Genomic DNA, 22,291 nt, shown 5'->3' with positions numbered 1-22,291 from the left:
TTTCTTAGTTGGGGATTTCTATGTTAATCGGTGTTGAATCAAGAGAGAGCGTTTCATCTTTTGGAATAAAGATGGTTTGTGTGCTCGTCGCTGTGGTTTTTGTTGTGCGTCTTTTCGGCGCTTTGATGCTGGTTTTATTCAGCGTCAGCACGCGACCCGTTGCCGATAGATAGTGGTTATCTGCAAGGTACATCACTTGTTCATCAAGGCGGTTGAAATCCGCATCATCAGGCAGACGCATAATGGCTCGGCCATAGTCAGTAACGGGCTGATAGCTATGTGTCTTTTTCGTCAACTGTGGGTATAGGCGGTGGCAAGCTTCGAATTTCGAGGTATCCATGATGGTTTCATCAGGCAACGAACGACGCGCTTTTTTCAAGGCAACAAGCTGTGACTGATGGTAATCAGTCCCATTGATGCTGTAGGTCGCAACACGTTGTAATCCCGCTTGCTTAGAGCGTGAGTAGATAGTTGGTGCTCCAACAAAGCTACGGATGTCCACATGCAATCCGCTATTTGAGCCTAGTGCTTGACGCACTGTGTTAGCTGAATGCTTTTGTGATTTACCACGGGAACGCTTACGTGCTTCGTAGTCAGATACCCAGTTTACTTGGCGCTGATATTTCTGATAGAGCACGTCTGATCGAGCTGCTTTACGCGCAGTTTGCTTTGCCAGTGCGATAGAGGTTGGATGCGGTTCCCACACATAACCAAGATAAACATGCTTGTCGAGTTCACGCAGTTTTTTTAGTACGTCAAACTCCATCGAACTAAAGAAATAACTGCCATTTGGCAAAGTCGAACGCGCCATGCGAAGCAGTTGCGATAGTTCAACAATATCAGCGTCTTCTTTTATTTCGATGTTTAACTGTTGGCCAGGATAGAAACTGTTTGACCACTGTTTGAACATGTCAATGACGTAAGGTGCTCGTTCATTGGTAAGATGTCCCTCTTTGTCGCGCACGACTAAGGTGTTCCATTCGTCGCCATCAATGCGTGACATTCTAAAACGCTCACCATCATGTCGACCTGTTGCGCGCCCGGTGTAACTATCATGGTGAGCCACCCAATAGCCGTCGCGAGTTAGCATGACATCGATTTCTGCACCATCAAAGCCACCCAACGCTGCCATGAACACACCAGATGCTGAGTTTTCAGGGTAGTTGTAGTGGCCACGATGAGCATAAATATCAATAGGGCATTGACTTGGTTTTAAATATGCCGGTGTTTGCGCTGCTGTCCAATACAAGCCACGACTATTGAGTGCGTATTGAATATCTTGCACTTCTTGTGGTGTGTAATTAGACAGTTTAAAGACACGACCTTCCGCCCCAAGAGGCAGAAAGTCCAAGCCGGGTACTTCATCTTTAAAATGGTTAGCCCTGTCTGAGCTCGAACAGCCAGCTAATGCTAAAAGGGCTGTTGCGCACAATAGCCATTGACTCAATTTCATGGTTTTTCTCTAGATAGGTTTAACGTGACTATTCGCAGATTGCTTTTGTACTGCGATCTCTTCTTGTTGCTCTTCTACTTGCTTTGAGAGCGTTTCACTACTGCGTAGCGTACGGTCACGTTCTTCACTTTGAATGGCTAAATCACCCATTAGTTGGGTGAAACTCTCATGATGATGAGCTGCGTCAATGAGCAACTGTTGGAGCGATTCAAACAAACTAGAACACGTTTTTTTTACTTCAAGATGCTGCTGGCTTTGAGTTAGCAGTTGGGCGTAAACATCAATCAGTGGCGTCATATTTCGATTGTCGACATTGCGTCCTGCGGCGTCATTCCATTGTACGCGCAGGCTTTCCCAGTGCTCTTCAAAGTGGCTCTTTGAGTAAGTCGCGTTTTCCCGCTCTTCCTCTAAGCTTGAGAGTACGGTTTTGTAATAAGTTGGTTCAAAAGAGGGCATGGTTAACTCGGTTGTGTTTTATCGGCTACTTAACGGCTGATCAAAGGCAATCAAAAGCGACGTTTTATCTTGCAAGGTATATTTCAAGGTAAAGGCTTCGCCTTGAATCGCTTCTTGCTGACTCTCTAAGTTTCGCAAGTGCAAAAATGCTTGATTCGCTTCACTATCCAATTTAGAGGTGACAATGGATTGCTGTTCGTAAGTTTGCTCAAAATGCGTTATGACATTGTTCACTTGCTCCAAGATGACGTGGCAACGTTGTGAAAACTCTTGGCTATAGTTTGCTTGTCGTTTGCTGTCGTTAGCTACTTCAAGTGCCTGATTTGCCATTGAAATTGCTTCATTGGCATCATTAAGCGCCCGCTGAGAACCACTAAATTGATGTTGTGCTTTATTGCGTTCTTGACGAGCAGCTTTCTCCTGACTAAGGGCATAGTTCAAATTGCTTTGGCAAGCGTTCACTCGTGATGTCGCTCTTGCCACCAAACCCTCTTCGTACGAGGTATCAGGTGGTTCGTAACGATACATCGCTCGACCTTGACTATCGTCGCCGATATAAACTCGAACATTAGGTTTTGCTCTAGCTGCCGAAAGTTGACTACGCGCACTGCTTAATTCTCTTTCAGCATTGCCTAATTCACTACGGGCTTGCGAAGTTGCGCGTTCGCAGTCATCAAGATGTGATTGAGCCCGACTTAGCCAATCTCCGGCTTTGTTGGTCTGATTTGTCCAAAACGTCGCTAAGTGATGAGCCTCGTTGAGGCTATCTTCACTCTGTTTATGAGAAACCGTCGCGACATCAAGCTGCTCGTCAACTCGGCGCTTTTGGCCTTGAGCGTGTTCCAATGCCATTTGGTATTGTTGCTTAAGGGATTGAAGCAATTCATAAACCGCGAAAACATCGGCTTTTGCAAAGCCGATGTAATCTTGAGTCAGGTTATTCATTGATTGAGACTGGTACAGCAGAGAGTTGATCAATTCAACTTGATAATCACTCTGGTAATCCAGTTCTTCTAACTGAGAGACTAACCATCTTGGTTGCATGCTGGTTCCTCCTCAGATGGATTAAGTTGGGACTGACACACATCACGCCAGTCAGATAACTTTCTTAATAAGTTGTCTGTTTGTGCCAAAAGGATATTGATTTCTGATTCAGTATCCTCAGCGCCAATTCCATGATAGTGCTCACGCAAAGCAGCCCAACGAGCATGCAATGTATCGACAGATGTCTCGATTTGCATGTGAGTTTGATTTGCAGCAATGACCATTTCTTGAACGGCTTCTTTTCTGCGTAAGTTATTCATGCAAATAACTCCTTAACATCGCCAATTTTTGAATTAATTGGTCAGATAAATTATTGCAGCGGCTATTGGCAATAAGCGAGGCTAAATCTTCGATCTCTGACAATTCATTACTCAGTTTGAGCTGTAATTGTTCAGAGCATTCAGGCAGAGAACGCTCTGCCTGAGTGCTAAGAAGACCAATATGTTTCGCGATTTGGCTACTGAGTGCTTCAATTTCATTAATCAATAGCGGAATCTGTTCTTCAACACGGTCTAGTGACATCCATTAACTCCATTTAGCATATTGCTGTACTAAATGTTCCAAACTTTGTTGTAACTGCGATGCTTGGGTATAGCAGTATGGTTTGAATTTGGTTGGACGGTTTTGCATTTGATCGATATGCAACGCGTAAATTGGCTTTTTGCCATCAGCTTGAAGTTTCGCAGCATCACGAGTTTTAAGCAGGCGGAAACTATCTTCTTCTGACATTTGTAGCGCAATTTTATGGCGGAAGTTTTCCAGCTCATTGCGGTCAAATGCTTTGGTCAAAGAGCGCACGTTATCAAAACTCAGAATGAGGTGGATACCGTATTCAGAGCCATACTCTAATAGTGCAGCCATGTGCGCGCCGCTATCGGCCCCATGAACTTTCATGCCATAGGTATTATCTTGTTTTGCGATTTCTTTAATACGTTGAGCATCATTAATCACAATGTAGATAGATGGTTCTGACAGCATCTCTTCTTCATCCATACCACGGCGCTTTTCTAGCTCAGCCATGATGCTTTCAAGTTGCGGCTCGAAATCTTTGAATTTGTCAGAAACGGTCGCGCTGCCTTGTAGTGCAATATCATTGACACTCGCCATAACGCCATACCACGGAGAACCCTTGATTCCGCCCTCGATAATATGAGCTTGATATTGTCCTGCATCAGCGTTGATTGGCATTTGTGCTAAGAAGTAACCTAACATGCCCAAACGAGCCTCGTTGCTATCACCGACAATCAAAACGTGCTCGTGAGAACGACGGCGCAAGATGACCTTTGCTTGACCATGAATGTTCATTTCCTTACCTAACCAGAACACTGATGGGTGCTCAATTGGGTACCATTCGTTGTCGTTTAAGCCACCAGCGTGCTGCGGCTTGTTGGCATATCGGATCCACTCATCTTCAGTTGGTCGTTGAGCATGAGAAAGGAATAGCCCATTGATTTGAGTGTTTTCAGTTAGCTCTGGTTGCTCAGAACCATCCAGTAGTACGGTATGATTTTCACCACCTTGTTGCTGCCACTTATCGACAAATTGTTGTAATAGCTCATGTCGATGCGCTTCATCAATATAAGCCACTCGCCCCGTATCACACGGCACTTCATCTACACCACCATTGTGGCTAATAACCACTTGGCCTGTTTCAGTACAGCCACGGATCAACTGCTTACCTTTTGAACCAAATTCTTGCAACGAAGTGATTTCTTCACCACTCATCTTCATCGCTACGCGTAAGTTGATGTTGCTGAACGTTGCTTGAGGTTGAGACATACCCGGCACGACAAACTTTTGTGAGCCGACAAACATGTGAATACCCGCGCTTCGGCTTTGTGAGGCGATATTGATCATCAACTGAGATCCAAGGCCAGTCTTATCATCTTCGAATAATGTCTGATACTCATCGATGATTAGCATCAAGCGTGGCAAGTTACCGTTAGGCGATCCCGCTCTACGATAGTTGATGAAATCAGAGAACCCGAGTTCTTTGAACATATCATTACGACGGTTCATTTCATCAAGTAATTCTTGCAAAACGCTTCGCGCCAGTTGTGGACTGGTGTTAAGAGAAACAACACGTGCGTGTGGTAGTTTCGGATAACTTTGGAATTCGACACCTTGTTTACCATCAATTAGATAGAATTGAAGGTCATCAGGGCTGTAGCGGCTTGCCATTGATAAGATAAAGGCGTGATAAAGGTTTGATTTACCAGCACCTGTCATTGCAGCAAGCATACCGTGTGAAGATGGTTGCTTGTTGCGTTCACCAAACCATAGCTCAATGTCATTTTTACGGCTACCTGAACCACCAATCGGTGCGGAAATAAGCTCAGTAGAGCTTTCTTGCCACCATTGTTCAGGGTTGGTCACAATCACATCAGAGAAACCGAGTTTGGTCTCTTTTGGCTTAGCTCTGCTTAGACCGTCAAGAATCGCATTCATGGTTTCAGGGGTATCAATTGAATCACGATAGGGTTTGCCAAGCCCCCAAGTTATTTGATTGCTCTGGTCATAGACATATAACAGCTCAGGGAAAAGTGATTTTAGGTTGAGGCCATTCGGTAGTTCGGCTTTCTCATCGAGATCAAGAATTACCATTTTGCCTGCTTTTGGCCCTGTGCTGGCAATTTTCGCTAGTAGTTCAATTGAACGGCGATCATAGGCTTGTGGGAAGTCTTTCGCGATAATCAGTTCAAATTTGGCATTACCAAGAATTTCTTCATCAACGTCAACTAAACGTTCGATATTGTTATCTAGGTAGCTGTTTTGAATTCGAACGATGTCAGATAGGATTTCTTCTAATACACGCGAGACGTCATTGTCCACCATGCGTTTAAATGGAAGACGTTTGGTGTAAGGAAAACTTTGCCCCATTTTCAATGGGTCAATTAAGGTAAACTGCGAAGAATACGGTAGCATTGTCGCTAAACGGAAAACAAGCGTATTCGCCATTTCAATCGAATGCTCGCTTTGTTTAAAGAAATAGCAAGAATCCGAACTATAAAATGGCACTTCTTTTGGTAAGTTTATTGTATGCTTACCCAGGTTCCCCAAGTCATACTCAATCGACTCCATACCCACAACGAGGTTACGAGGTAGGTAGTTTTGGTCAAATGTATAAGTTGTCCAGTCGATCTCTTCCAGCCAAGGTTGCAGTGGCTTTGGGAGGCGATTTAGCATATCACGGACAGCCGTAATCGCTTGTCTTGCCTGTTCACTTTCTTGATCGCAAGCTTGAGTACTTTTTTCAATCGTATTTGCTAATGCGTTGGAGTTTAAGTCATCTAGCGTATTATTGAGGTGTTTCTTTTGCTTATCCGCTTTTTGTCTTAACTGACCAATCAGTTCTTTACGCGCAGAGTCGGCTTGTTGTAATACAGCATCTAAATCATTCATTGTTATCAAACCTTAAGCCATTTGACTCATAATAAAACCTGCTACAGCAAAGATAAAAACGCCAGTACAAAGCAATTTTTTCTTTAGACTTTGACGACGATCTGCTACCACTTGAGCTTCAGCATCGAGTCGGAGTTGCGCTTCAATTTTACGTTTTTCTTCTGCACGCTTTTCATCACCTAAGACTTTGCAACGAGCGAAATACTCATCTTCGGCTTGGCGAATATTGCTTAAAATATCGAGAGTTTCATGTACATCAGTACATAGCTGTCGGAAGTTTTTATCGAGTTGAACATCGATGTGTTCGTCGAGAGGCACTTGATTGGATAGTGTGATTAACAGTTTCCCTTCCTGCAGTACTTGGCTGAATGCTTTGGACGCTTTGCGCTCTTTATCTAGTGTGTTTGACGGCCCTTCACTGGATGTTAATTTCTCTAAGGACGCATCTAATGTGTTTCGATGGATACGAAAATAGTCATTAATGTCGTCCAAACATCCATCCAACTCTTCATAAAGTTTTTCTACGATGGCTGCGTTTGTTTTGATTTTTTCTTCACTCGTAGCGAGATTTTTTCCTGCTTCTACGCACGCTTGATGAGTGGGTAAGAATGCACGTTTAAAGTCTTCGACACTTTCGAAATGAGCTAAGCCTTGATCTTGCATTGTCTTCCTAACTATAGGTTCAATTATTTAGATAAAAAATGGGTACGTTTATGCAGTATTCGCTGTGCTTTAAACTCAATTACTTGATAGTTTTAGCCTAGTGCGTACTGTTTGTATCTACTTGTTTATAATGCGAAAGGACGATATCACGATGGTGAAATTGGCACAATTGAATGACTTTACAAAACGCGATACTGGCTAGCTTCTTTGTGATCTAGAGCACATTAATAGGATGGTGAACTCTCATGTTTACTTGGGATTAATAATTTATGGAATGTGCTTTGCTATTTTCTACTTTTAATCTTGCATTATTTCCATATTTGAAGTTTTTTTGAGTGGCGTGCATTAGATATTTTAATTAGAAAGTTAGCACTAAAGTTTAGTTATGATGAGCTGTGATTTGTGTTGTGTTTTGATACAAAAACATTGATAGGAAGCTAGTTCAAATGGCTTGGTAAGTACTCTGATGAAACTGACAATTCAAGGCTCAAGATTGGGATTTATAGTTGGCAAAATAGACATTGGCGAAGCTTGATGGCAGGAGTAATTTTGTATTCCAGAGGAGCGAAATTTGGTATGACTAATAATAGGGAATACCCAATTTTGTTCACTACTCTTTTCAGCTAAGGATAAACGAGTATGAGCCAAAGTAATCAAGAAAACCAAAATGAAGCTATGCATGGTAACCAACATGGCGCAGAGTTTAATCACGAAAAAATGGAACGTCGCTACGGTAGTGAAGTAGAACACAAGCATAACAAAGATCATCACGCAGTCCGCGACCATGAAAAAAGTCACCCACATACTCAACATGGTGGCAACCCAGAGGGGCATAAGCATCCTCAGCAAACCCATAGTGATCGTCATGAGCATGATGAACATCATCACCATAAAACCAAACAACATGATCATAAAGAGCATTCACGGGAACACCATAAAACAGCTCACAACCATGAGTGATTAGAGGGGTTTTATCTCTAGTCAATTGATATCGATAGGAAAGCGCCCCTATATAACTCAGTGAATATAGGGGCGTTTCCATTTTATGGGTTAGATGTCGGAGTTATATCGACGTAATAACTAAGTAATAACTAACGTTTAACGATTATCCGCGTTATATCTGATGCGCCACCATTGAACGAAATGCAAAACACCCATAAATCCATGCGCATAGAAGTAAGCCTCAATAAGCCCAACACTGGTTTTATGGATATCGAGTAGTAGCGGGCTCGTACCTGAGTTACTAGCAAAGAGGTACCATATTGAGCCCGTGAACAAAGCAAGTAATAAAGCGAGTAAGCCTAATCCTTCAACGGTTGCCGCTAAGCCACTTGGTTGAGATTCAGGTAGGCGAAAAGTTCGTATGGTCGCCATGTCTTTTTTTATCAGTTCAAAATTACCAGAAAGCCATGGGTACAAGTCGGTGATTTTACGACGGGCAATAACTCGGTATAAGAACACCAAGGTGATTGGTACTAAAAATAGCCCACTGTAAACATGAAACTTAGCCATGAGGTTGATGTTTCCCCATAGAGTATCAGCGTGAACATGCATGAAATTAGATGAAATGATCTGTGCAAGGACCCAAACAAGGATCAATGCATGCAGTACTTTTTCTGATTTTGGCAGATTTGCAAATAATTCATCCACGCCTTCTTTTACTCGCGACAATGTCATAATGTGATCTTCTATGCTGGTTTCTGTGATATATCGAAATGACTTCACGATGTAGGCTTTTGAAGCCATTCAGGAATACATTTAAAGAGAGTATAGTGCTTGCTTTGTATATTCTCTGGAGCTGAGCATACGCTCATCACTGTGAGACAACACTGAAACGAAGCAAAACCTAATGATCCATTTTTAGAGAGAAAGCGAGGCAGAAAGTGAAGAGTTCATCATTGGTGTTGGCATGAAATAGGGATGTTACCATCCCTATCATATTTACTAGTATTTACTGAGCTTAGGTTATTCATGTTGGGGTGGTGATTTATCCCCAGTTGAGTATTATCCAGTTAGGTTGGTCTGCGTGTTCGCGTAAGCGAGGGCAGGGGTTAACCAAATAAGTGAAATCAGCGTATTGGCATAATGATAGATCGTTAATGGAATCACTATAGAAGTGAATTGGCGCATAGGCTTGGGCTTGTGTTCTGCGCCATGCCTCAAGGCGTGTGACTTTACCCTCTCGATAGCTAGGTACTCCGAGAATCTCACTAGTATAAATGCCATTTTTTTGTTTAAGGTCAATGCCTAACGCATTCGTAATACCAATGCGTTTAGCGACAGTGGCCACTAAAAAGGTGACGGTTGCTGAAATGACTAACATGTCACAACCATCGCGAGTAAGTTCTTCTATGCGTTGTTTTGCTTGCGGGAATAGTCTTGGAAGAATGCAATGCTCAACGCACTCATCAACCCAGGCTTTTACTTGTTCGACTGGGATATTACGCAGTGGGGTCATGGCAAATTGTAAGTAGTCTTCCATGTTCATTTTGCCCTGCGCATAAAGCGACATTAAGCGTCGGTCCTCCTCAAGGAAGTTGGCTTGATTCGCAATACCTTTCGATACTAAAAACTCATTCCAGATCACAGCACAATCACCATTAATGAGTGTGTCATCCATATCAAATACATAGAGTGATTTTGGCATTTTATGCTCTCACTGGTTGAATTTCGTTGAGGTTAAACAGTAGCTCAAGCTGGCTACCGTTGGCGAGCAGTCGCTCCGATGAACGGTTCAATAAATCAACGGTTAGCTCACATTCATCGACATTCACTTGGTAGCGAATCACGTTACCGAGTAGTTGGTGGTTTTTGATGGTACCAGTTTGGGGAGCTGAAATATGCTGCCCGTATTTACGTCCCTGTTCTTTGACGTAAATAGACTCTGGGCGAATGGCCACTTTCCATTCAGTGTCGATATTAAATAGCCGTTTGGCTTTTTGTGCTTCAACTAGATTGTAATGACCCATAAAGCCAGCGACGAACTCATCGGCAGGCTGGGTGTAAATTTCTTCTGGTGTGCCAGCTTGCACTATCTGTCCTTTATTCATTAGAAAGATACGATCGGACATGATCATCGCTTCTTCTTGGTCGTGGGTGACAAAAATAGTGGTTAAATTCATCTCTTTTTGGATGTCGCGGATTTGTTGTCTTAAGTGTTTACGAATTTTTGCATCCAGTGCAGATAGAGGTTCGTCTAATAACAAGATGCGTGGTTTTACCACAAGTGCGCGCGCAAGAGCGACTCGCTGTCTTTGACCGCCTGAAAGTTGATGAGGGTATTGCTTCTCTTTGCCTTTTAGATCAACAAGTTCAATCACTTTAGCCACTTCATACAGGATCTCATCATTGGATAGCTTCTTCATTTTGAGGCCGAAGGCGATGTTGCCCTCGACGGTCATGTTGGGAAACAGAGCATAAGATTGAAATACCATGCCAATACCACGTTGTTGTGGTGTTTGATGGGTGATCTCTTCACCGTTGACCCATATTTCACCGCCATCGACAGGATTGAGCCCAGCAAGGCTGCGTAGTAGGGTGGATTTACCACAGCCACTGGGGCCGAGTAAGGTAATGAATTCGCCTTGTTCGATAGTGAATTGAATGTTTTCGAATACGGTATTGTCACCAAAGCGTTTGGTTAGGTTGTTTGTGGTTACGTAGCTCATTATTTGGCTCCTTGGCTGAAACGGCTTGCTAGCCAAGTTAGTAAAAATATAAACAGGAAGTAGGTCATGACCAGTGCAGAGGTAAAGTGACCACTAGTTTGACGCATGTTAAATAGGTAGATTTGTAGTGTTTCATAACGTGTACCCACCAGAATATTGGCAAACACGAATTCGCCTAATAGGAATGAGAAAGAGAGAAACAGTGACGCCATCAAGCCTTTCTTTAAGTTAGGCAGAATAATCAACAAGAAAGCTTTACTGGTGCTTGCGCCAAGCAGGTGAGCGGCATCCATCAAATCATGCAAATTGATCGCTTCAAAACTGTTGGCTAGAGCGCGGTACATAAAAGGTAAGGCAATGGTGAAATAAGTGCCGATCAAGATCCAAGGCGTACCAATTAAAGTGATTTCACTGTCGGCATAAAGCTGCAATAGACCAACCGATGAGACCACTGGCGGCACAGCAAACGGCAGCAAGATAAGGATGTTCATTACCTTGTCGAGTTTTGGAAAGTAATAAAACACCACAAAAATCGCCGGCAACACCAGCACCACACTCAAGGCGAGTGATGCAATGCAGATGAACAATGAACGGCCAAAAGCGTGTAAAAAACGCGGGTCGGTAAGTAGCTTAATATACCAATCTAAACTAAAACCATCAGGCAAAATGGTGGCGCCCCAACTCGAAGAAAGCGAATAAATGAGGGTTGCAAGAATGGGCACCAACATGATGCCAACGATGGAATACACCACGGTTTGATGAAAACGAAGGTTAACGTTTTGCATGAGACTTCTTTCCTGCGTAACTCTTTGAGATGAGCCATTGGTTGATGACGGTAATAAAGGCCAGCATAGCCATCAGCACCACAGAAATAGCAGCGGCTAAGTTAGGCTCAAGGAAGAGATCACCCGAGACAAGACTGGCAATGCGAATCGTAATCACGTTGTAGTTGCCAGAGGTGAGTGCATAGACACTGGCGTAGGCACCAATCGCATTGGCGATCAAAATAATGAAGGTGCCAAGCAGCGCTGGTGAAAGCACGGGTAAGGCGATTTTGCTCCAGTATTGCCACGTTTTAGCCCCCAATAGTGAGGCTGCCGCTTGCCAGTCATCGCTCAATGCATCAAAAGCAGGGTAGAGCAATAAAACCGCCAGTGGGATTTGGAAATAGACGTAAATGATCAGCAATCCCCATTGACCATAAAGGTCGAAATCCCCTAATAAGCCATGCTGTTTTAGCAGTAAAGTAATCGCCCCATTGGTGCCTAAAATAATGATAAAAGCGAATGCCAAAGGAACACCGGAAAAGTTACTGCTCATATTGGTAAAGGCGATCACCCCATCGCGAATTTTGCTATCGACACGGCGCAGTGACGCAACCAGTAAAGTCGCGATCATTAAACCGAATAGGCTCGACCATACGGCGAGCCAAAGACTGTTGCCAAACGCTTGCAGCATAAAGGCAGAATCAAGCACTTCGATGTAGTTCTCTAACGAAAACGCCTCTTCATAAATAAAGCTATTGATGAAAACCCACGCCATTGGCGCGAGCTGAAACAGGTAGAAAAACAAAGCAAAGGGGACGAGCCACAGAACGGGTTTTAAGCCTTTCAATCGATTGAGTGCTGAATGTGTCCTAGATTGATAGGCGGTACTTGATTGTGAAATGACAGTGGTACTCATAACGCCAGTAACTCCGGAGTGTAGGGTTTGTCGTGTTCGAGATTAAGCAGTTGGCAAATCAAGCCACAAATCTCGGTTTGTTTCACTTCGATTGTTTTTTGAGTATCAGCGCCCTGATGCGAAAACTGGTTGCCGATGACAAACATCGGTACTTCGCGCTCTTCAGGTAAAATGCCACCATGGGATAAATCGTTGTTCATGCCATGATCACTGGTGACGATCACTTGGTAATTGGCAGCTAACCAGCCATCGATGTAGTGAGACAAAATGATGTCTGCGTGACGAGCACTGTTGCGATACTGACGCGAATCCACGCCATATTTGTGGCCTAAATCGTCAATGTTCATTGGGTGAACCAACAAAAAGTCCGGCTGATGGGTCAGGCGTAAATGCTCGGCATCCAAAAAGAGTGCTTCATCAGGGTAATGATCCCAATGATAGAAGCAGCCATGTTGAATATTGAGTGCTTTGTTGTTGGTAAAGCGGTCGCGTACGGCTTGATAAGGCGCTTGGTTATAAAGTTCACTGACCCAATGGTAGGCCGCCGCCGCGGTGACTTTACCTTGCGCGGTAGCAAGACTAAAAATCGATTGCAGATGCGATAAACGGACAATGTCATTATTGACGATACCGCTGTCGATTGGGCGCACGCCCGTCAGAATGCATTCGTATAAAGGTCGTGACATCGACGGTAATTCACACTGGATGGAATAAAGTGTCGCACGTTGTTGTTCTAGTAGACCATTGAGGTAGCCCATGCAATCACGGGCTACCGGGTAGTTGAGGCCATCTAGAACAATAAGGATAACCTTGTTGCTCATTACATTTTCTCTATGAGTTCTAAAATAGGAGTTTTAGATATTGATTACGGGCTATTGTTGGTGAATCAACACACTCTCTTGCCATTGACGCGGTAGTTTGCGCGACGATTTTTCCCATGCAGAGAAATCACTAACTGGGTGAACATTGCCGTATTGGTCATTGGCCAGCAGCTTATCTTGAATTGCTTTTGGCAAGGTTATGCTGGTACGAATAGGGCGTGCGTAACCGTCAGCGAGGTTGATTTGCCCTTGATCGCTGAAGATATATTCGCGAGTAAGTTTGGCTGCGTTAGGGTTTTTAGCGTATTTATTGATGATGGTGGTATAGCCTGAAATGACCGAACCATCTTGGGGAATCGTAACGGTAAAGCGTTCACGGTCAATTTTGTCGCGGTAATTTAGCGCGTTGAAATCCCACATAATGGCCACTTCAACTTCGCCTTTTTCAAGCGTAGCCATGTTTGGATCGGTAAATGACAAACGGCCCTGTTTGGCGATCTCGGCAAAGAATTTGATCGCGGGCTTCAAGTTGGATTCGTCGCCACCATTGGCAAAGGCCGCGGCGAGAATGGCATTGTTGGCTTGAGCAGCAACACCGACATCACCAACGGTTACCTTGTAATCCCCGGTTAATAGGTCGCTCCAGTTTTTCGGTGGGTTATCGACCAATGTATTATTAGCGATAAACGAAATAGTTCCGGTATAAGCTAAAGCCCAGTGACCATCTTTATCTTTTGCCCAATTAGGAATGTCATTCCAGGTGGTCGGTTTGTATGGTTGGGTAACCCCTTTATTTACCGCAACACGAGCAAATGCAAAGCCAATATCACCAATATCCGCAGTTGCATTTTTCTTTTCTGCTTCAAATTTGGCGATCTCTTGCGCTGAGCTCATGTCTGTATCTTGATGTTTCAAGCCGTAATGGGTATTGAGGTCGGCCCAGGTTCCTTTCCAATTGGCCCAACTGTCTGGCATGCCAACACTGTAAACGGCTCCTTCTTGTTGTGCGGCTTTCACTAATGCTTGTAGGTTGGTGTCTTGTGTCGATGCTGAATAAGCGGGTACCGATAATGTCGTGGTCAACAGCAGAACGGATGCAGCGGTAGAGCGACTAAGTAAAGTTTCCATTGTCTTTATCCTTTGGGACTCGATCAGTAAGTTCGATGTGTATGCTAGGGGGACAATGTGACGGTTTGGAGTAAGTTATTTGACAGTTCTGATTCGTTTTTATGGCAGTTGTATGTCAGTACTTTACTGCAACGAAAAACAATAGAGCGGCAATTGATGGAGGGGTCACAAGGAATCGCAAGAAACACATGCTGGTTTTTTATCAGTTTGGGAGGCACTTTTGGGGTTTTGCTTTTAAGAAAAATGAGCCTGACAATTGATGTATACAGCGTTCCAATAGCAAGTTGGAGGTAGTTAATAGCAGGTGTGAGAGCGCATTGTTTCGTAAAGTTAGAGTAACGTATTCTTGGAACCTATTGATCTTTGCGTAATGGAGTCATCAGGATAGAAAAAAATCACAAAAGAAAGAAGATTTCCCTTTACAGCTGCGAGGAATGCTGTAGTATTTAACTCGCTCGGCTGCTTAGAGTTATGAATGAAATATTAAGTAAAGTAACACCCTCAGAAGACCTTCGTAAAGTTGTAATCCTCAGTGTTTCCCTTATGTTTAACAGCAGTAATTCAAACAACCAGCACATCGCATTGCGATAACTTTAATTAAATTTTAAATATAAGGGACATAAAATGTCTAAAACAACTGGTATCGTTAAGTGGTTTAACGAAGAGAAAGGTTTCGGTTTTCTAACTCAAGACAACGGCGGCGCTGACGTATTCGTTCACTTCCGTGCTATCGCTACTGAAGGTTTCAAAACTCTTGCTGAAGGCCAAAAAGTGTCTTTTGAAGTAGAGCAAGGCCAAAAAGGCCTACAAGCTGCTAACGTAGTAGTGCTATAATTTTAAGATTGGCGTAAGCAACCTTGTGTTGTTTACGCCAGTTTTTCGTTCTGTTTCGTCATTTTGCTTTACCTTTCCCCCTCTCTTCTATCGCAACACGTTTTTAGTTTTAGTGAATCCTCACTGTAATCTCTACTAAGTATTAAAAAGCATATCGCAAATAGCGTTATCGATTTTCTTCGCGTTAATCTAGTTTTCCGCTTTATATTACCAATCTAAATCCCAATCGATATTAACTATACTCATTAGTTTATCGCTTGTGCATTTGTCCTGAAACTAATGTTTAAAGCATTGATATAAGTAAAAACAGATGTTGCTTGTCGTCTCGATAAAAATAATCATTGTTGCTAGTTATGAATTTTGGACTGAATCAATAAGAATTATGTCTCATTCTGCGTATAATGTGCGAGATATCACATTACGGTATCTTGGCTTTGTTTTATTTACATAAATAAATGGAGCAATACTTGATAAATAAAGGTCGTATGAATTAACGCTATGCATCACTCATTGTTCATTTCTTTGATTGGCTTATTGCTATCTGGCATTGCCAGGGCACAACCTATTCAATACCCATTTTCACAAATGGAAGCGATAGGCTGCAAAATTAAGAAGAGTGCATCAGGTACGTTAGTCGATTGTTCATTTGTGCAGTTAGACCAAGATGATTATTTACTGTTCAAGCAATTCGAACATTTAGTTCAACTGGATCTAAGTAATACGGCGACAACAGATGAGAATCTCACGACGATGGGAGTGTTATCGAAAGTCTCGTGGTTGAACCTTTCCAATACCCAAGTCGATAGACTGAATATCTCAAACTACCCTAAGTTAACCAAACTTCAAATTAATAATATGCTCAATCCGATAGATTTATCATATCTATTTAAGCAATTGAGTTCCTTAACGTTAGAGATTCTCGAGCTAGAGCAGAATGACATTCATGAAATCGATCTTCGTGGCATCCAAGCAAAATACATCAGTTTGTACAACAACCCCCTCGATGGAAACGTAAACGTATCGAATCTTACTGTGACTGAGGGTTTGAACTTAATTCAAAATAAGCGAGTATCGTGGAATATCTCAGGTTTAGAGAGACTCAAAAAACTTTACCTGTCGTACAATCAACACTTAGCTGAAATAACGCTAAATGGGCTCCCTAATCTTGAATATTTAGATATTGCTTATAACCCTAATTTGACGCGAGTTCTTACCAATCAATGTGTCGATGATATGGTTGTCTATCATCAATATAGCGATGAACTAACAGAGATTGTATCCCTCATCAAGAGCTATCAGTTTGGTTACTCGACCGAAGTGCCGAGGCTACTATGACCATCGCAGATCACGTTAGAAAAACTACCCTAAGATATACGGTTCCTTTTATCTTATTTATATTATTGATGAATTTTGGTTACTGGCTTGCTGAAAGAATTAAAGTCACAAAAAAAATTGCGAATAACCAAGTTGAAATGGTGTCGTTGCACTTAAACACGATCATCAGTGATTACAAAAATTTGCTTTATGCGATGAGTCAAGACAGTCAAGTGTTTGATAATCAAGTCTCATTGGTTGAACGAAGTAATCGACTTTGGCCTTACCAAGAATCATTTCGCTTTGCACTCATGGGGATTAGCGATGAGTTTGGTTACTCATCGTCGACGTTTGATTCGACTACATTTAGCATTGGTCATCGTGATTACTTCAAAGAAGCCATAACAACGAAAAAATTTGTCATCAGTAATGTCCTCAACAACGCGATGTTTGAGGAAAAAATCTATGTGATGTGCCAACCGTTATTTAATACTTCTGGTCACCTAACGGGAGTCATCCATGCATCAATAGCATTTAGTGAGATACAACAGGTATTAAATTCAGCGGCAACAGAGTCAGTATACAGTGTGTTGGTGGATGATGACTTCAATATTATAGGACACCCTGTGAGTGATACTTATATTGGAAGTAATGTTTTTGATCTAAGTGAAGATGAATTCATCTTTAACCGAGATGAAATTACCATCAATTCAACCAATATCATTAATGGGTATTATACGTTCTCTTTCACTAATGGCTTCAACTACCTACAATTGGAGAAAGTTGAGGGCACACATTGGACATTAGTCTCCAAAGCTAATTTTAATAGTGTCATCGGACAGAATATCTATTTCGCGGTGCTGAATTTGCTGGTGATCCTTGTCTTATCATTGATCATTTATCGAAGAGTTAAAAAATCAATTGTGACGGTTACTGGGCCCGTGGATCACTTTTTGGAGCGTAGTAAAAATGTGTTGGTGCTTGAGTCATCACTGATTAATGAGCAGTTTGATGCAATGTTGCAAGCCAGCATTGATGGGGTATATTGCCCAAGAAGTGGGGCTCTTAATCGTTTGTATTTTATGCGTTTTGCTGAAAAAGCACAGTTAAACCAAACTCAAATGGCAGCATGTATTTTTGTCGATCTTGATAACTTGAAGACAGTTAACGATACCTTTGGCCATATTGCTGGAGATGAAGTGATTGTGCTGTTTGCAAACATCTTGAAAGAAACATTCCAGCATGAGGATGATCATATTGGTCGTTTTGGCGGAGATGAATTTGTGGTTTATACCCATGATTTTAACTTGCTTGAAGAGTTAGAAAGTAAACTCAAACGCTTGTTAAAGCTGTTGCGAAAAACCATTGAGAAAAACAATAAACGTGTTGTTTTTTCTGCATCGATTGGTGTAGCTGTTTCTACTGAATCGAAGACACCATTAGCGACGTTGATCCATTGTGCAGATATCGCGGTTTATCGTAGTAAGCTCGAGGGAAAAGATCGATATACGATTTACGACCCATCAATGGAAGCTAAGCATATCAACGCAACTGGCGTTATTTAGAATAGAGGTGCCTTATAAATAAAGGCACCTCTATCATTATTTGTCTTTGTTTGTCATATCATCAAACGTATGCCAGCAACTCCTTTCGAGTTGGTAAAGCTGTCATAGCGCCTTTTTTCGTGGTTGCCAGAGCCCCACAGCCATTTGCCCACTTTACTGCTGAATGAATGACATCTTCATTTTGCCAAATCTCATGCTGAACTAGTTTTGCTAATAGGCCACCGACGAAAGCATCTCCTGCTCCGGTCGTATCGATAGGTTGTACAGCTTGACCAGAAATCAATGAACTAGAATGGTTGAATATAACGAGTGCACCTTTGGCACCTTGGGTGACTAAAACTAAGGTGTTGTTATATTCTTGAATGGCTTTAAGCCCTGATTCTAAGCAGTTTGCTTCTGTTAGGTATAGCAACTCATCGTCAGAAAACTTCACGACATCAGCCAACTGAATTGCTTGATGAACAACAGGCTTTAGCTCGTCTGGATTCGTCCAGACTTCTTCTCTTAGGTTAGGGTCAAAGCTAACGAATCCGCCAGCTGCTTTGATGTCACGCATCGCTTTTAGTGTGGTGCTACGACTTGGTTCGTTTGCGAGTGCAATTGAACAGACATGTAACCATTCAGACGCTGAGAATGCAGGGATATCACTAGGCTTTAGGAATTGGTCCGCACTTGGCTTAACCATAAAAGTAAAACTGCGTTCGCCAGAATCATCGAGATCGACAATGACCGTAGAAGTTCGCTGCTCATCATCGAGGATCATTAATTCAGTATCGACGTTCTCTTGAGTTAAAGTCGCTTTCATAAAACGTCCAAGAGGATCTTGGCCGACGCGACCAAAGAAAGCTGCATTTCCACCAAGACGTGAAATAGCAACGGCAACGTTGGCAGGGGCGCCGCCTGGGCATTTTAAATAGGTCGTTTCGGTGTCTGGAATGAGATCGACGACGGCATCGCCAGTTAACCAAATTTTGCTCATGCTGTTTACTCTTTTTAAAATTCTCTTTGCTAAAACGGTTTAGCAATATTTTTGATATCATCATTAAAATGTTCTATTTGTGCAACGGTAAATTTTTTTAACTATGATTTTTGTGATCATTTTCACCAACTCGTTGGTTTCTTCGATAAGAAAACAAGTCAACACAAGAGTTGTTTGGTGAATAGCCACAGCTTCAGTAAAATCGCGTCATCAATATTATAGATACGTATTCTTTTGGAGCGGCGGTAGCAAAATGAATCAAAAAAAAATGAAACTTGCTGATATCGCAGAGTTAGCTGGTGTATCGAAGTCGACCGTGAGTTTTGTTTTAAATGGGCATGCAACAAAACATCGAATCGCCCCTGAAACAGTTATGAAGGTAGAGGAAGTTGTTAAACAGTATGGCTATGCTCCAAGTACATACGCTCGCGCATTGAAATCTAACCAAACTTTCACTTTGGGTCTTGTTATTCCGGATCTCGCGAATATGGGCTTCGCCATGATCGCTAAAAAGTTAGAACGACAAAGTCGTGAACTAGGGTATCAGTTATTGATAGTGAGTTCTGAAGATGATTGTGAGCAAGAAAAGCGTGTGGTTAAGAGTTTGCTTGATCGCCAAGTTGATTTGATCATTTCGGCAACCTCGATGTTGGATGCCCATTTTTATAGCGAAGTGAAAAAACAAGTACCGATCGTGTTTTTTGACCGGGTAATTAATCAAGATGAATTTACCTCGATAAAGACTGATGCAAGAGACGCCACTCGTCAACTTATTGCTAATTTAGCCAAAGGCTGTGATGAATGTGTTTATCTTGGTGGTCAACTGCATTTATCACCAAGCCAGGATCGTTTGGCTGGGTACAGAGATGGATTAGCTGAGGTGGGTATTGAATATGATGATGAATGGGTCTTGCATCAAGATTTTCAACCAGAATCAGGGTACCAAATGATGGCCGATATTGTTAACAGAAAAGGGGGCATGCCCGCTGCGCTTTTTACTGCGTCTTACTCTATTTTTGAGGGAGTACTGAAGTATTTAACAGACCACCGACTCTTTGACCATAAAATTCGTTTAGCAACATTTGATCACTATACAATTATTGATTGCTTGCCAATACAAGTGGGCTCGATAGAGCAAGACAGTGATTCAATTGCACAGGCTATTTTTACTCAAGTGCAATCGCTGATTGATGATCCTATGATGACTCCGAGACATATAGTCTTACCTGCAAAGCTTCATTTTATTGTTAATTAATCTCCGGTTTGATATGACGCTCATTACTAGTCTTAGGTCTAATAGAATTAGGTTCTAGCTATCATGTAACCTGTTGTTAATGAAAGCAACAGGAGTCGAACGTGAACCCAGCAAGTATTATCAATCGTTATAGTATGGCTGGCGCAGGCGCAACGTTTATTGGTGTCGGACTAGGGCGTTTTGCTTATATAGCCTTATTGCCAATTGTTATTCAGGCTGGATGGTTTACTGAAAGTGAAGCAACTTATCTCAGTGCCACCACATTACTGGGTTACATTTTGGGTGCTCCTCTTTCTACTTGGTTGATCCGATTTATTCCCTCAGAGTATGTAATCCGTATGGCTATGCTACTGTGTAGCTTGAGTTACTTACTCTGCGCTTGGGACAGTCTTCCGATTCAATGGTTTTATAGTTGGCGATTCATCGCCGGAGCGAGTGGCGCTATTTTGATGATTGTAGCCCCACCTTTTATTATGCGCCGTCACATCTCAACGAAAAAATCCAAGGTGAGCGGAGTAATATTCAGCGGACTTGGCTTAGGGGTTGTTTTGTCAGGTTTTATTGTCCCGCTGCTCTTTGTGTATGGCGTTAATGCTATTTGGCTAGGTGTGGGTTTCAGTGGTTTACTGATGACTGCGATCACTTGGCGATCGTGGCAGGTAGCATCGGAGAGTAGTGCTTCCCTCTATATCGACAGTTCGTTGACGTGTTTGTCTCAAAGTAAAAAAATTACATTGATTTTTATATCTATAGCTTATGCATTTGATGCTTTGGGCTATTTGCCCCACACCTTGTTCTGGGTTGACTTCATCGTCAGAGAGCTTGATATGCCAGTGCATTATGGCGGTTTATTTTGGGCGGTCTTTGGTATTGGTGCGATTATAGGTCCTTTGATTTCTGGGGCCGTGGCTGATCGATTCGGTGTTCAGAAAACATTGGTTGTTGTTTTACTAATCAAAGCCACTGCGGTTTTACTTCCTGCATTAAATACTCACAGCCTTACACTGATGGTCTCTGCGTTTTTTGTTGGTGTTGGAACGCCGGCGGTTGTCTCTTTAGTTTCTTCCTATACATTGGAAAACGCTGGCTATGAATTGCATACCAAAGCTTGGGGAATCATGACATTCTGTTTTGCGTTGTCCCAAGCGCTTTTTGGGTACTTTTTTGTTTATTTTAGTCTTCAGCTTTCTTCGTATATCCCACTATTTATTGTTGGTTCCATTGCACTCATGCTCGCTAGTTTGTGTATTTATGTGAGCCAGTCGACTCGAAAATCTCACCCTGTTAAGGCGGCCCAATGAACCTATATTTAAATGATACCTCACCATTTTCACGTGTTGTTTTAGTAACTGCAGTACTCTGCCAATACGATGAATTGACACTGACATGGGTGGATCCTTGGCAATCACCTACGCTTTTAACCGAGGTAAATCCATTTAATCAAATACCAGTGCTGCGTATTGATGGTTCCGTCGACCTGACCGAAAGCTTATGTATTTGCCAATGGTTGATTGCTAATCGGTCGACAAATACTGCTAAACCGATCGTGAATCACCAACAGATACCAACGTTGGACTGGCAATCTCAAGAGGCCGTAGCATTGATGGGCATAGCCAAAGGCTTAATGGAGATCGCTTTTAGAACCGCAGCGTTAGCTCGTTTTTCAGAACAAGACCATGTGTTGATTGAGCGTGGGCATGTCGCATTGCTAAACGCTTTGGAAAAACTGGAACTCTCTACTTTAGATAACATTGATGGTATTGCCTATCAGGCCAATTTGCCCGCTTTGTATCTTTATATCGCATTAGAATATGTCCAATTTCGACACGGCGAGATTTTTAATGAGCATGTAGGGCCGCGAATTACGCAATTTCTTAACTTATCACCTTTTCGTCAGATTGCTGAAAAAATTACGATTCAAGGTTTAAGTTCACAACCATCATTTACTCACCTCATCTCGTAGAGAGGATCGGGGGCCGATCATCAACTTTTGTATCTATGGTAAGGTGTAATATAACGACGACAG

The 22,291-nt window shown here is 42.4% G+C and carries 22 protein-coding genes; 7 read left to right on the top strand and 15 right to left on the bottom strand.

Annotation, left to right across the window (positions count from 1 at the left end; translation table 11 throughout):
- Positions 1-4 precede the first annotated feature (4 nt).
- Genes DZ860_RS14200 through DZ860_RS14170 form a run of 7 tightly spaced genes read right to left on the bottom strand, consistent with a single transcriptional unit; the run spans position 5 to position 7,018 of the window.
- Positions 5-1,453 carry a glycerophosphodiester phosphodiesterase gene (locus DZ860_RS14200; protein ID WP_120032377.1) on the bottom strand — a complete coding sequence of 483 codons (1,449 nt, stop codon included), beginning with the start codon at positions 1,451-1,453 and terminating at the stop codon, positions 5-7.
- A gap of 9 nt (positions 1,454-1,462) precedes the next feature.
- The gene (locus DZ860_RS14195) at positions 1,463-1,909 is read right to left on the bottom strand and encodes a hypothetical protein (RefSeq protein WP_120032375.1); all 447 of its coding nucleotides are present in this window, start codon (positions 1,907-1,909) and stop codon (positions 1,463-1,465) included.
- 18 nt (positions 1,910-1,927) lie between these two features.
- Complete coding sequence (locus tag DZ860_RS14190) at positions 1,928-2,953, bottom strand: hypothetical protein (protein ID WP_120032374.1); 1,026 nt, start codon at positions 2,951-2,953, stop codon at positions 1,928-1,930.
- Positions 2,935-3,213 carry a hypothetical protein gene (locus DZ860_RS14185; RefSeq protein WP_120032372.1) on the bottom strand — a complete coding sequence of 93 codons (279 nt, stop codon included), beginning with the start codon at positions 3,211-3,213 and terminating at the stop codon, positions 2,935-2,937. The genes DZ860_RS14190 and DZ860_RS14185 overlap by 19 nt, the downstream gene beginning before the upstream one ends.
- A complete protein-coding gene (locus DZ860_RS14180; RefSeq protein ID WP_120032370.1) occupies positions 3,206-3,475 on the bottom strand; it encodes a hypothetical protein in 270 nt (89 codons plus the stop codon). Before DZ860_RS14180 ends, DZ860_RS14185 begins: the two co-directional genes overlap by 8 nt.
- Before the next feature lie 3 nt (positions 3,476-3,478).
- The gene (locus tag DZ860_RS14175; RefSeq protein WP_120032368.1) at positions 3,479-6,355 is read right to left on the bottom strand and encodes an FtsK/SpoIIIE domain-containing protein; all 2,877 of its coding nucleotides are present in this window, start codon (positions 6,353-6,355) and stop codon (positions 3,479-3,481) included.
- A 12-nt stretch (positions 6,356-6,367) separates the two neighbouring features.
- Positions 6,368-7,018, bottom strand: coding sequence for a hypothetical protein (locus tag DZ860_RS14170; RefSeq protein WP_120032366.1), 651 nt, complete (start codon positions 7,016-7,018; stop codon positions 6,368-6,370).
- A gap of 675 nt (positions 7,019-7,693) precedes the next feature.
- Between DZ860_RS14170 and DZ860_RS14165 the strand changes: the two genes are divergently transcribed.
- Complete coding sequence (locus DZ860_RS14165) at positions 7,694-7,978, top strand: cation diffusion facilitator family transporter (RefSeq protein WP_165862903.1); 285 nt, start codon at positions 7,694-7,696, stop codon at positions 7,976-7,978.
- Positions 7,979-8,116: 138 nt separating this feature from the next.
- Here DZ860_RS14165 and DZ860_RS14160 read toward each other — a convergent pair whose 3' ends face one another.
- The 7 genes from DZ860_RS14160 to DZ860_RS14130 all read right to left on the bottom strand — a co-directional run bounded on the left by DZ860_RS14160 (position 8,117) and on the right by DZ860_RS14130 (position 14,318).
- The gene (locus DZ860_RS14160; RefSeq protein ID WP_341537394.1) at positions 8,117-8,764 is read right to left on the bottom strand and encodes a cytochrome b/b6 domain-containing protein; all 648 of its coding nucleotides are present in this window, start codon (positions 8,762-8,764) and stop codon (positions 8,117-8,119) included.
- Between the two features lie 241 nt (positions 8,765-9,005).
- Positions 9,006-9,665, bottom strand: coding sequence for an HAD family hydrolase (locus DZ860_RS14155; protein ID WP_120032362.1), 660 nt, complete (start codon positions 9,663-9,665; stop codon positions 9,006-9,008).
- Between the two features lies 1 nt (position 9,666).
- Positions 9,667-10,686, bottom strand: coding sequence for an ABC transporter ATP-binding protein (locus DZ860_RS14150; RefSeq protein ID WP_120032360.1), 1,020 nt, complete (start codon positions 10,684-10,686; stop codon positions 9,667-9,669).
- Positions 10,686-11,471, bottom strand: a complete 786-nt coding sequence (locus tag DZ860_RS14145; RefSeq protein WP_120032358.1) for an ABC transporter permease — start codon at positions 11,469-11,471, stop codon at positions 10,686-10,688. The genes DZ860_RS14150 and DZ860_RS14145 overlap by 1 nt, the downstream gene beginning before the upstream one ends.
- A complete protein-coding gene (locus tag DZ860_RS14140; RefSeq protein WP_120032356.1) occupies positions 11,458-12,369 on the bottom strand; it encodes an ABC transporter permease in 912 nt (303 codons plus the stop codon). Before DZ860_RS14140 ends, DZ860_RS14145 begins: the two co-directional genes overlap by 14 nt.
- Positions 12,366-13,190 (bottom strand): alkaline phosphatase family protein, encoded by an 825-nt coding sequence (locus DZ860_RS14135; protein WP_120032354.1) that lies wholly within the window; start codon positions 13,188-13,190, stop codon positions 12,366-12,368. Before DZ860_RS14135 ends, DZ860_RS14140 begins: the two co-directional genes overlap by 4 nt.
- A gap of 51 nt (positions 13,191-13,241) precedes the next feature.
- Entirely contained in the window at positions 13,242-14,318 is a 1,077-nt protein-coding gene (locus DZ860_RS14130) for an ABC transporter substrate-binding protein (RefSeq protein ID WP_120032352.1), read from the bottom strand.
- A 624-nt stretch (positions 14,319-14,942) separates the two neighbouring features.
- Between DZ860_RS14130 and cspE the strand changes: the two genes are divergently transcribed.
- The 3 genes from cspE (at position 14,943) to DZ860_RS14115 (ending at position 18,031) form a co-directional block, all read left to right on the top strand.
- Positions 14,943-15,152: a transcription antiterminator/RNA stability regulator CspE gene (cspE, locus tag DZ860_RS14125; RefSeq protein ID WP_120032350.1), complete on the top strand. Its 210-nt coding sequence runs from the start codon at positions 14,943-14,945 to the stop codon at positions 15,150-15,152.
- A 498-nt stretch (positions 15,153-15,650) separates the two neighbouring features.
- Complete coding sequence (locus tag DZ860_RS14120) at positions 15,651-16,487, top strand: leucine-rich repeat domain-containing protein (RefSeq protein WP_120032349.1); 837 nt, start codon at positions 15,651-15,653, stop codon at positions 16,485-16,487.
- Positions 16,484-18,031 (top strand): sensor domain-containing diguanylate cyclase, encoded by a 1,548-nt coding sequence (locus DZ860_RS14115; RefSeq protein WP_120032347.1) that lies wholly within the window; start codon positions 16,484-16,486, stop codon positions 18,029-18,031. Before DZ860_RS14120 ends, DZ860_RS14115 begins: the two co-directional genes overlap by 4 nt.
- Before the next feature lie 61 nt (positions 18,032-18,092).
- Here the strand turns inward: DZ860_RS14115 and cscK are convergent, their stop codons facing one another.
- Entirely contained in the window at positions 18,093-19,010 is a 918-nt protein-coding gene (gene cscK / locus DZ860_RS14110; protein ID WP_120032345.1) for a fructokinase, read from the bottom strand.
- Positions 19,011-19,263: 253 nt separating this feature from the next.
- Here cscK and DZ860_RS14105 point away from each other — a divergent pair, with 253 nt between their 5' ends.
- The 3 genes from DZ860_RS14105 (at position 19,264) to DZ860_RS14095 (ending at position 22,228) form a co-directional block, all read left to right on the top strand.
- Entirely contained in the window at positions 19,264-20,265 is a 1,002-nt protein-coding gene (locus DZ860_RS14105; protein WP_120032343.1) for a LacI family DNA-binding transcriptional regulator, read from the top strand.
- Between the two features lie 101 nt (positions 20,266-20,366).
- Entirely contained in the window at positions 20,367-21,566 is a 1,200-nt protein-coding gene (locus tag DZ860_RS14100) for a YbfB/YjiJ family MFS transporter (RefSeq protein WP_243641860.1), read from the top strand.
- Entirely contained in the window at positions 21,563-22,228 is a 666-nt protein-coding gene (locus DZ860_RS14095) for a glutathione S-transferase N-terminal domain-containing protein (protein WP_120032341.1), read from the top strand. The genes DZ860_RS14100 and DZ860_RS14095 overlap by 4 nt, the downstream gene beginning before the upstream one ends.
- Positions 22,229-22,291 lie beyond the last annotated feature (63 nt).

Source organism: Vibrio sinensis (assembly GCF_003605645.1).
Lineage (GTDB): Bacteria > Pseudomonadota > Gammaproteobacteria > Enterobacterales > Vibrionaceae > Vibrio > Vibrio sinensis.
The sequence above is the reverse complement of the archived record's forward strand: the minus strand, read 5'-3'. Positions and strand labels throughout refer to the sequence as shown.

Excerpts from the sequence above, each read along its gene's own strand:
- DZ860_RS14150 (WP_120032360.1), bottom strand. The coding sequence starts at position 10,686 with ATGAGCTACGTAACCACAAACAACCTAACCAAACGCTTTGGTGACAAT.
- DZ860_RS14105 (WP_120032343.1), top strand. The coding sequence starts at position 19,264 with ATGAATCAAAAAAAAATGAAACTTGCTGATATCGCAGAGTTAGCTGGT.
- cspE (WP_120032350.1), top strand. The coding sequence starts at position 14,943 with ATGTCTAAAACAACTGGTATCGTTAAGTGGTTTAACGAAGAGAAAGGT.
- DZ860_RS14160 (WP_341537394.1), bottom strand. The coding sequence starts at position 8,764 with ATGGCTTCAAAAGCCTACATCGTGAAGTCATTTCGATATATCACAGAA.
- DZ860_RS14145 (WP_120032358.1), bottom strand. The coding sequence starts at position 11,471 with ATGCAAAACGTTAACCTTCGTTTTCATCAAACCGTGGTGTATTCCATC.
- DZ860_RS14120 (WP_120032349.1), top strand. The coding sequence starts at position 15,651 with ATGCATCACTCATTGTTCATTTCTTTGATTGGCTTATTGCTATCTGGC.
- DZ860_RS14115 (WP_120032347.1), top strand. The coding sequence starts at position 16,484 with ATGACCATCGCAGATCACGTTAGAAAAACTACCCTAAGATATACGGTT.
- DZ860_RS14180 (WP_120032370.1), bottom strand. The coding sequence starts at position 3,475 with ATGTCACTAGACCGTGTTGAAGAACAGATTCCGCTATTGATTAATGAA.
- DZ860_RS14185 (WP_120032372.1), bottom strand. The coding sequence starts at position 3,213 with ATGAATAACTTACGCAGAAAAGAAGCCGTTCAAGAAATGGTCATTGCT.
- DZ860_RS14135 (WP_120032354.1), bottom strand. The coding sequence starts at position 13,190 with ATGAGCAACAAGGTTATCCTTATTGTTCTAGATGGCCTCAACTACCCG.
- DZ860_RS14165 (WP_165862903.1), top strand. The coding sequence starts at position 7,694 with ATGCATGGTAACCAACATGGCGCAGAGTTTAATCACGAAAAAATGGAA.
- DZ860_RS14155 (WP_120032362.1), bottom strand. The coding sequence starts at position 9,665 with ATGCCAAAATCACTCTATGTATTTGATATGGATGACACACTCATTAAT.
- DZ860_RS14190 (WP_120032374.1), bottom strand. The coding sequence starts at position 2,953 with ATGCAACCAAGATGGTTAGTCTCTCAGTTAGAAGAACTGGATTACCAG.
- DZ860_RS14195 (WP_120032375.1), bottom strand. The coding sequence starts at position 1,909 with ATGCCCTCTTTTGAACCAACTTATTACAAAACCGTACTCTCAAGCTTA.
- DZ860_RS14200 (WP_120032377.1), bottom strand. The coding sequence starts at position 1,453 with ATGAAATTGAGTCAATGGCTATTGTGCGCAACAGCCCTTTTAGCATTA.
- DZ860_RS14140 (WP_120032356.1), bottom strand. The coding sequence starts at position 12,369 with ATGAGTACCACTGTCATTTCACAATCAAGTACCGCCTATCAATCTAGG.
- DZ860_RS14130 (WP_120032352.1), bottom strand. The coding sequence starts at position 14,318 with ATGGAAACTTTACTTAGTCGCTCTACCGCTGCATCCGTTCTGCTGTTG.
- cscK (WP_120032345.1), bottom strand. The coding sequence starts at position 19,010 with ATGAGCAAAATTTGGTTAACTGGCGATGCCGTCGTCGATCTCATTCCA.
- DZ860_RS14170 (WP_120032366.1), bottom strand. The coding sequence starts at position 7,018 with ATGCAAGATCAAGGCTTAGCTCATTTCGAAAGTGTCGAAGACTTTAAA.
- DZ860_RS14095 (WP_120032341.1), top strand. The coding sequence starts at position 21,563 with ATGAACCTATATTTAAATGATACCTCACCATTTTCACGTGTTGTTTTA.
- DZ860_RS14175 (WP_120032368.1), bottom strand. The coding sequence starts at position 6,355 with ATGAATGATTTAGATGCTGTATTACAACAAGCCGACTCTGCGCGTAAA.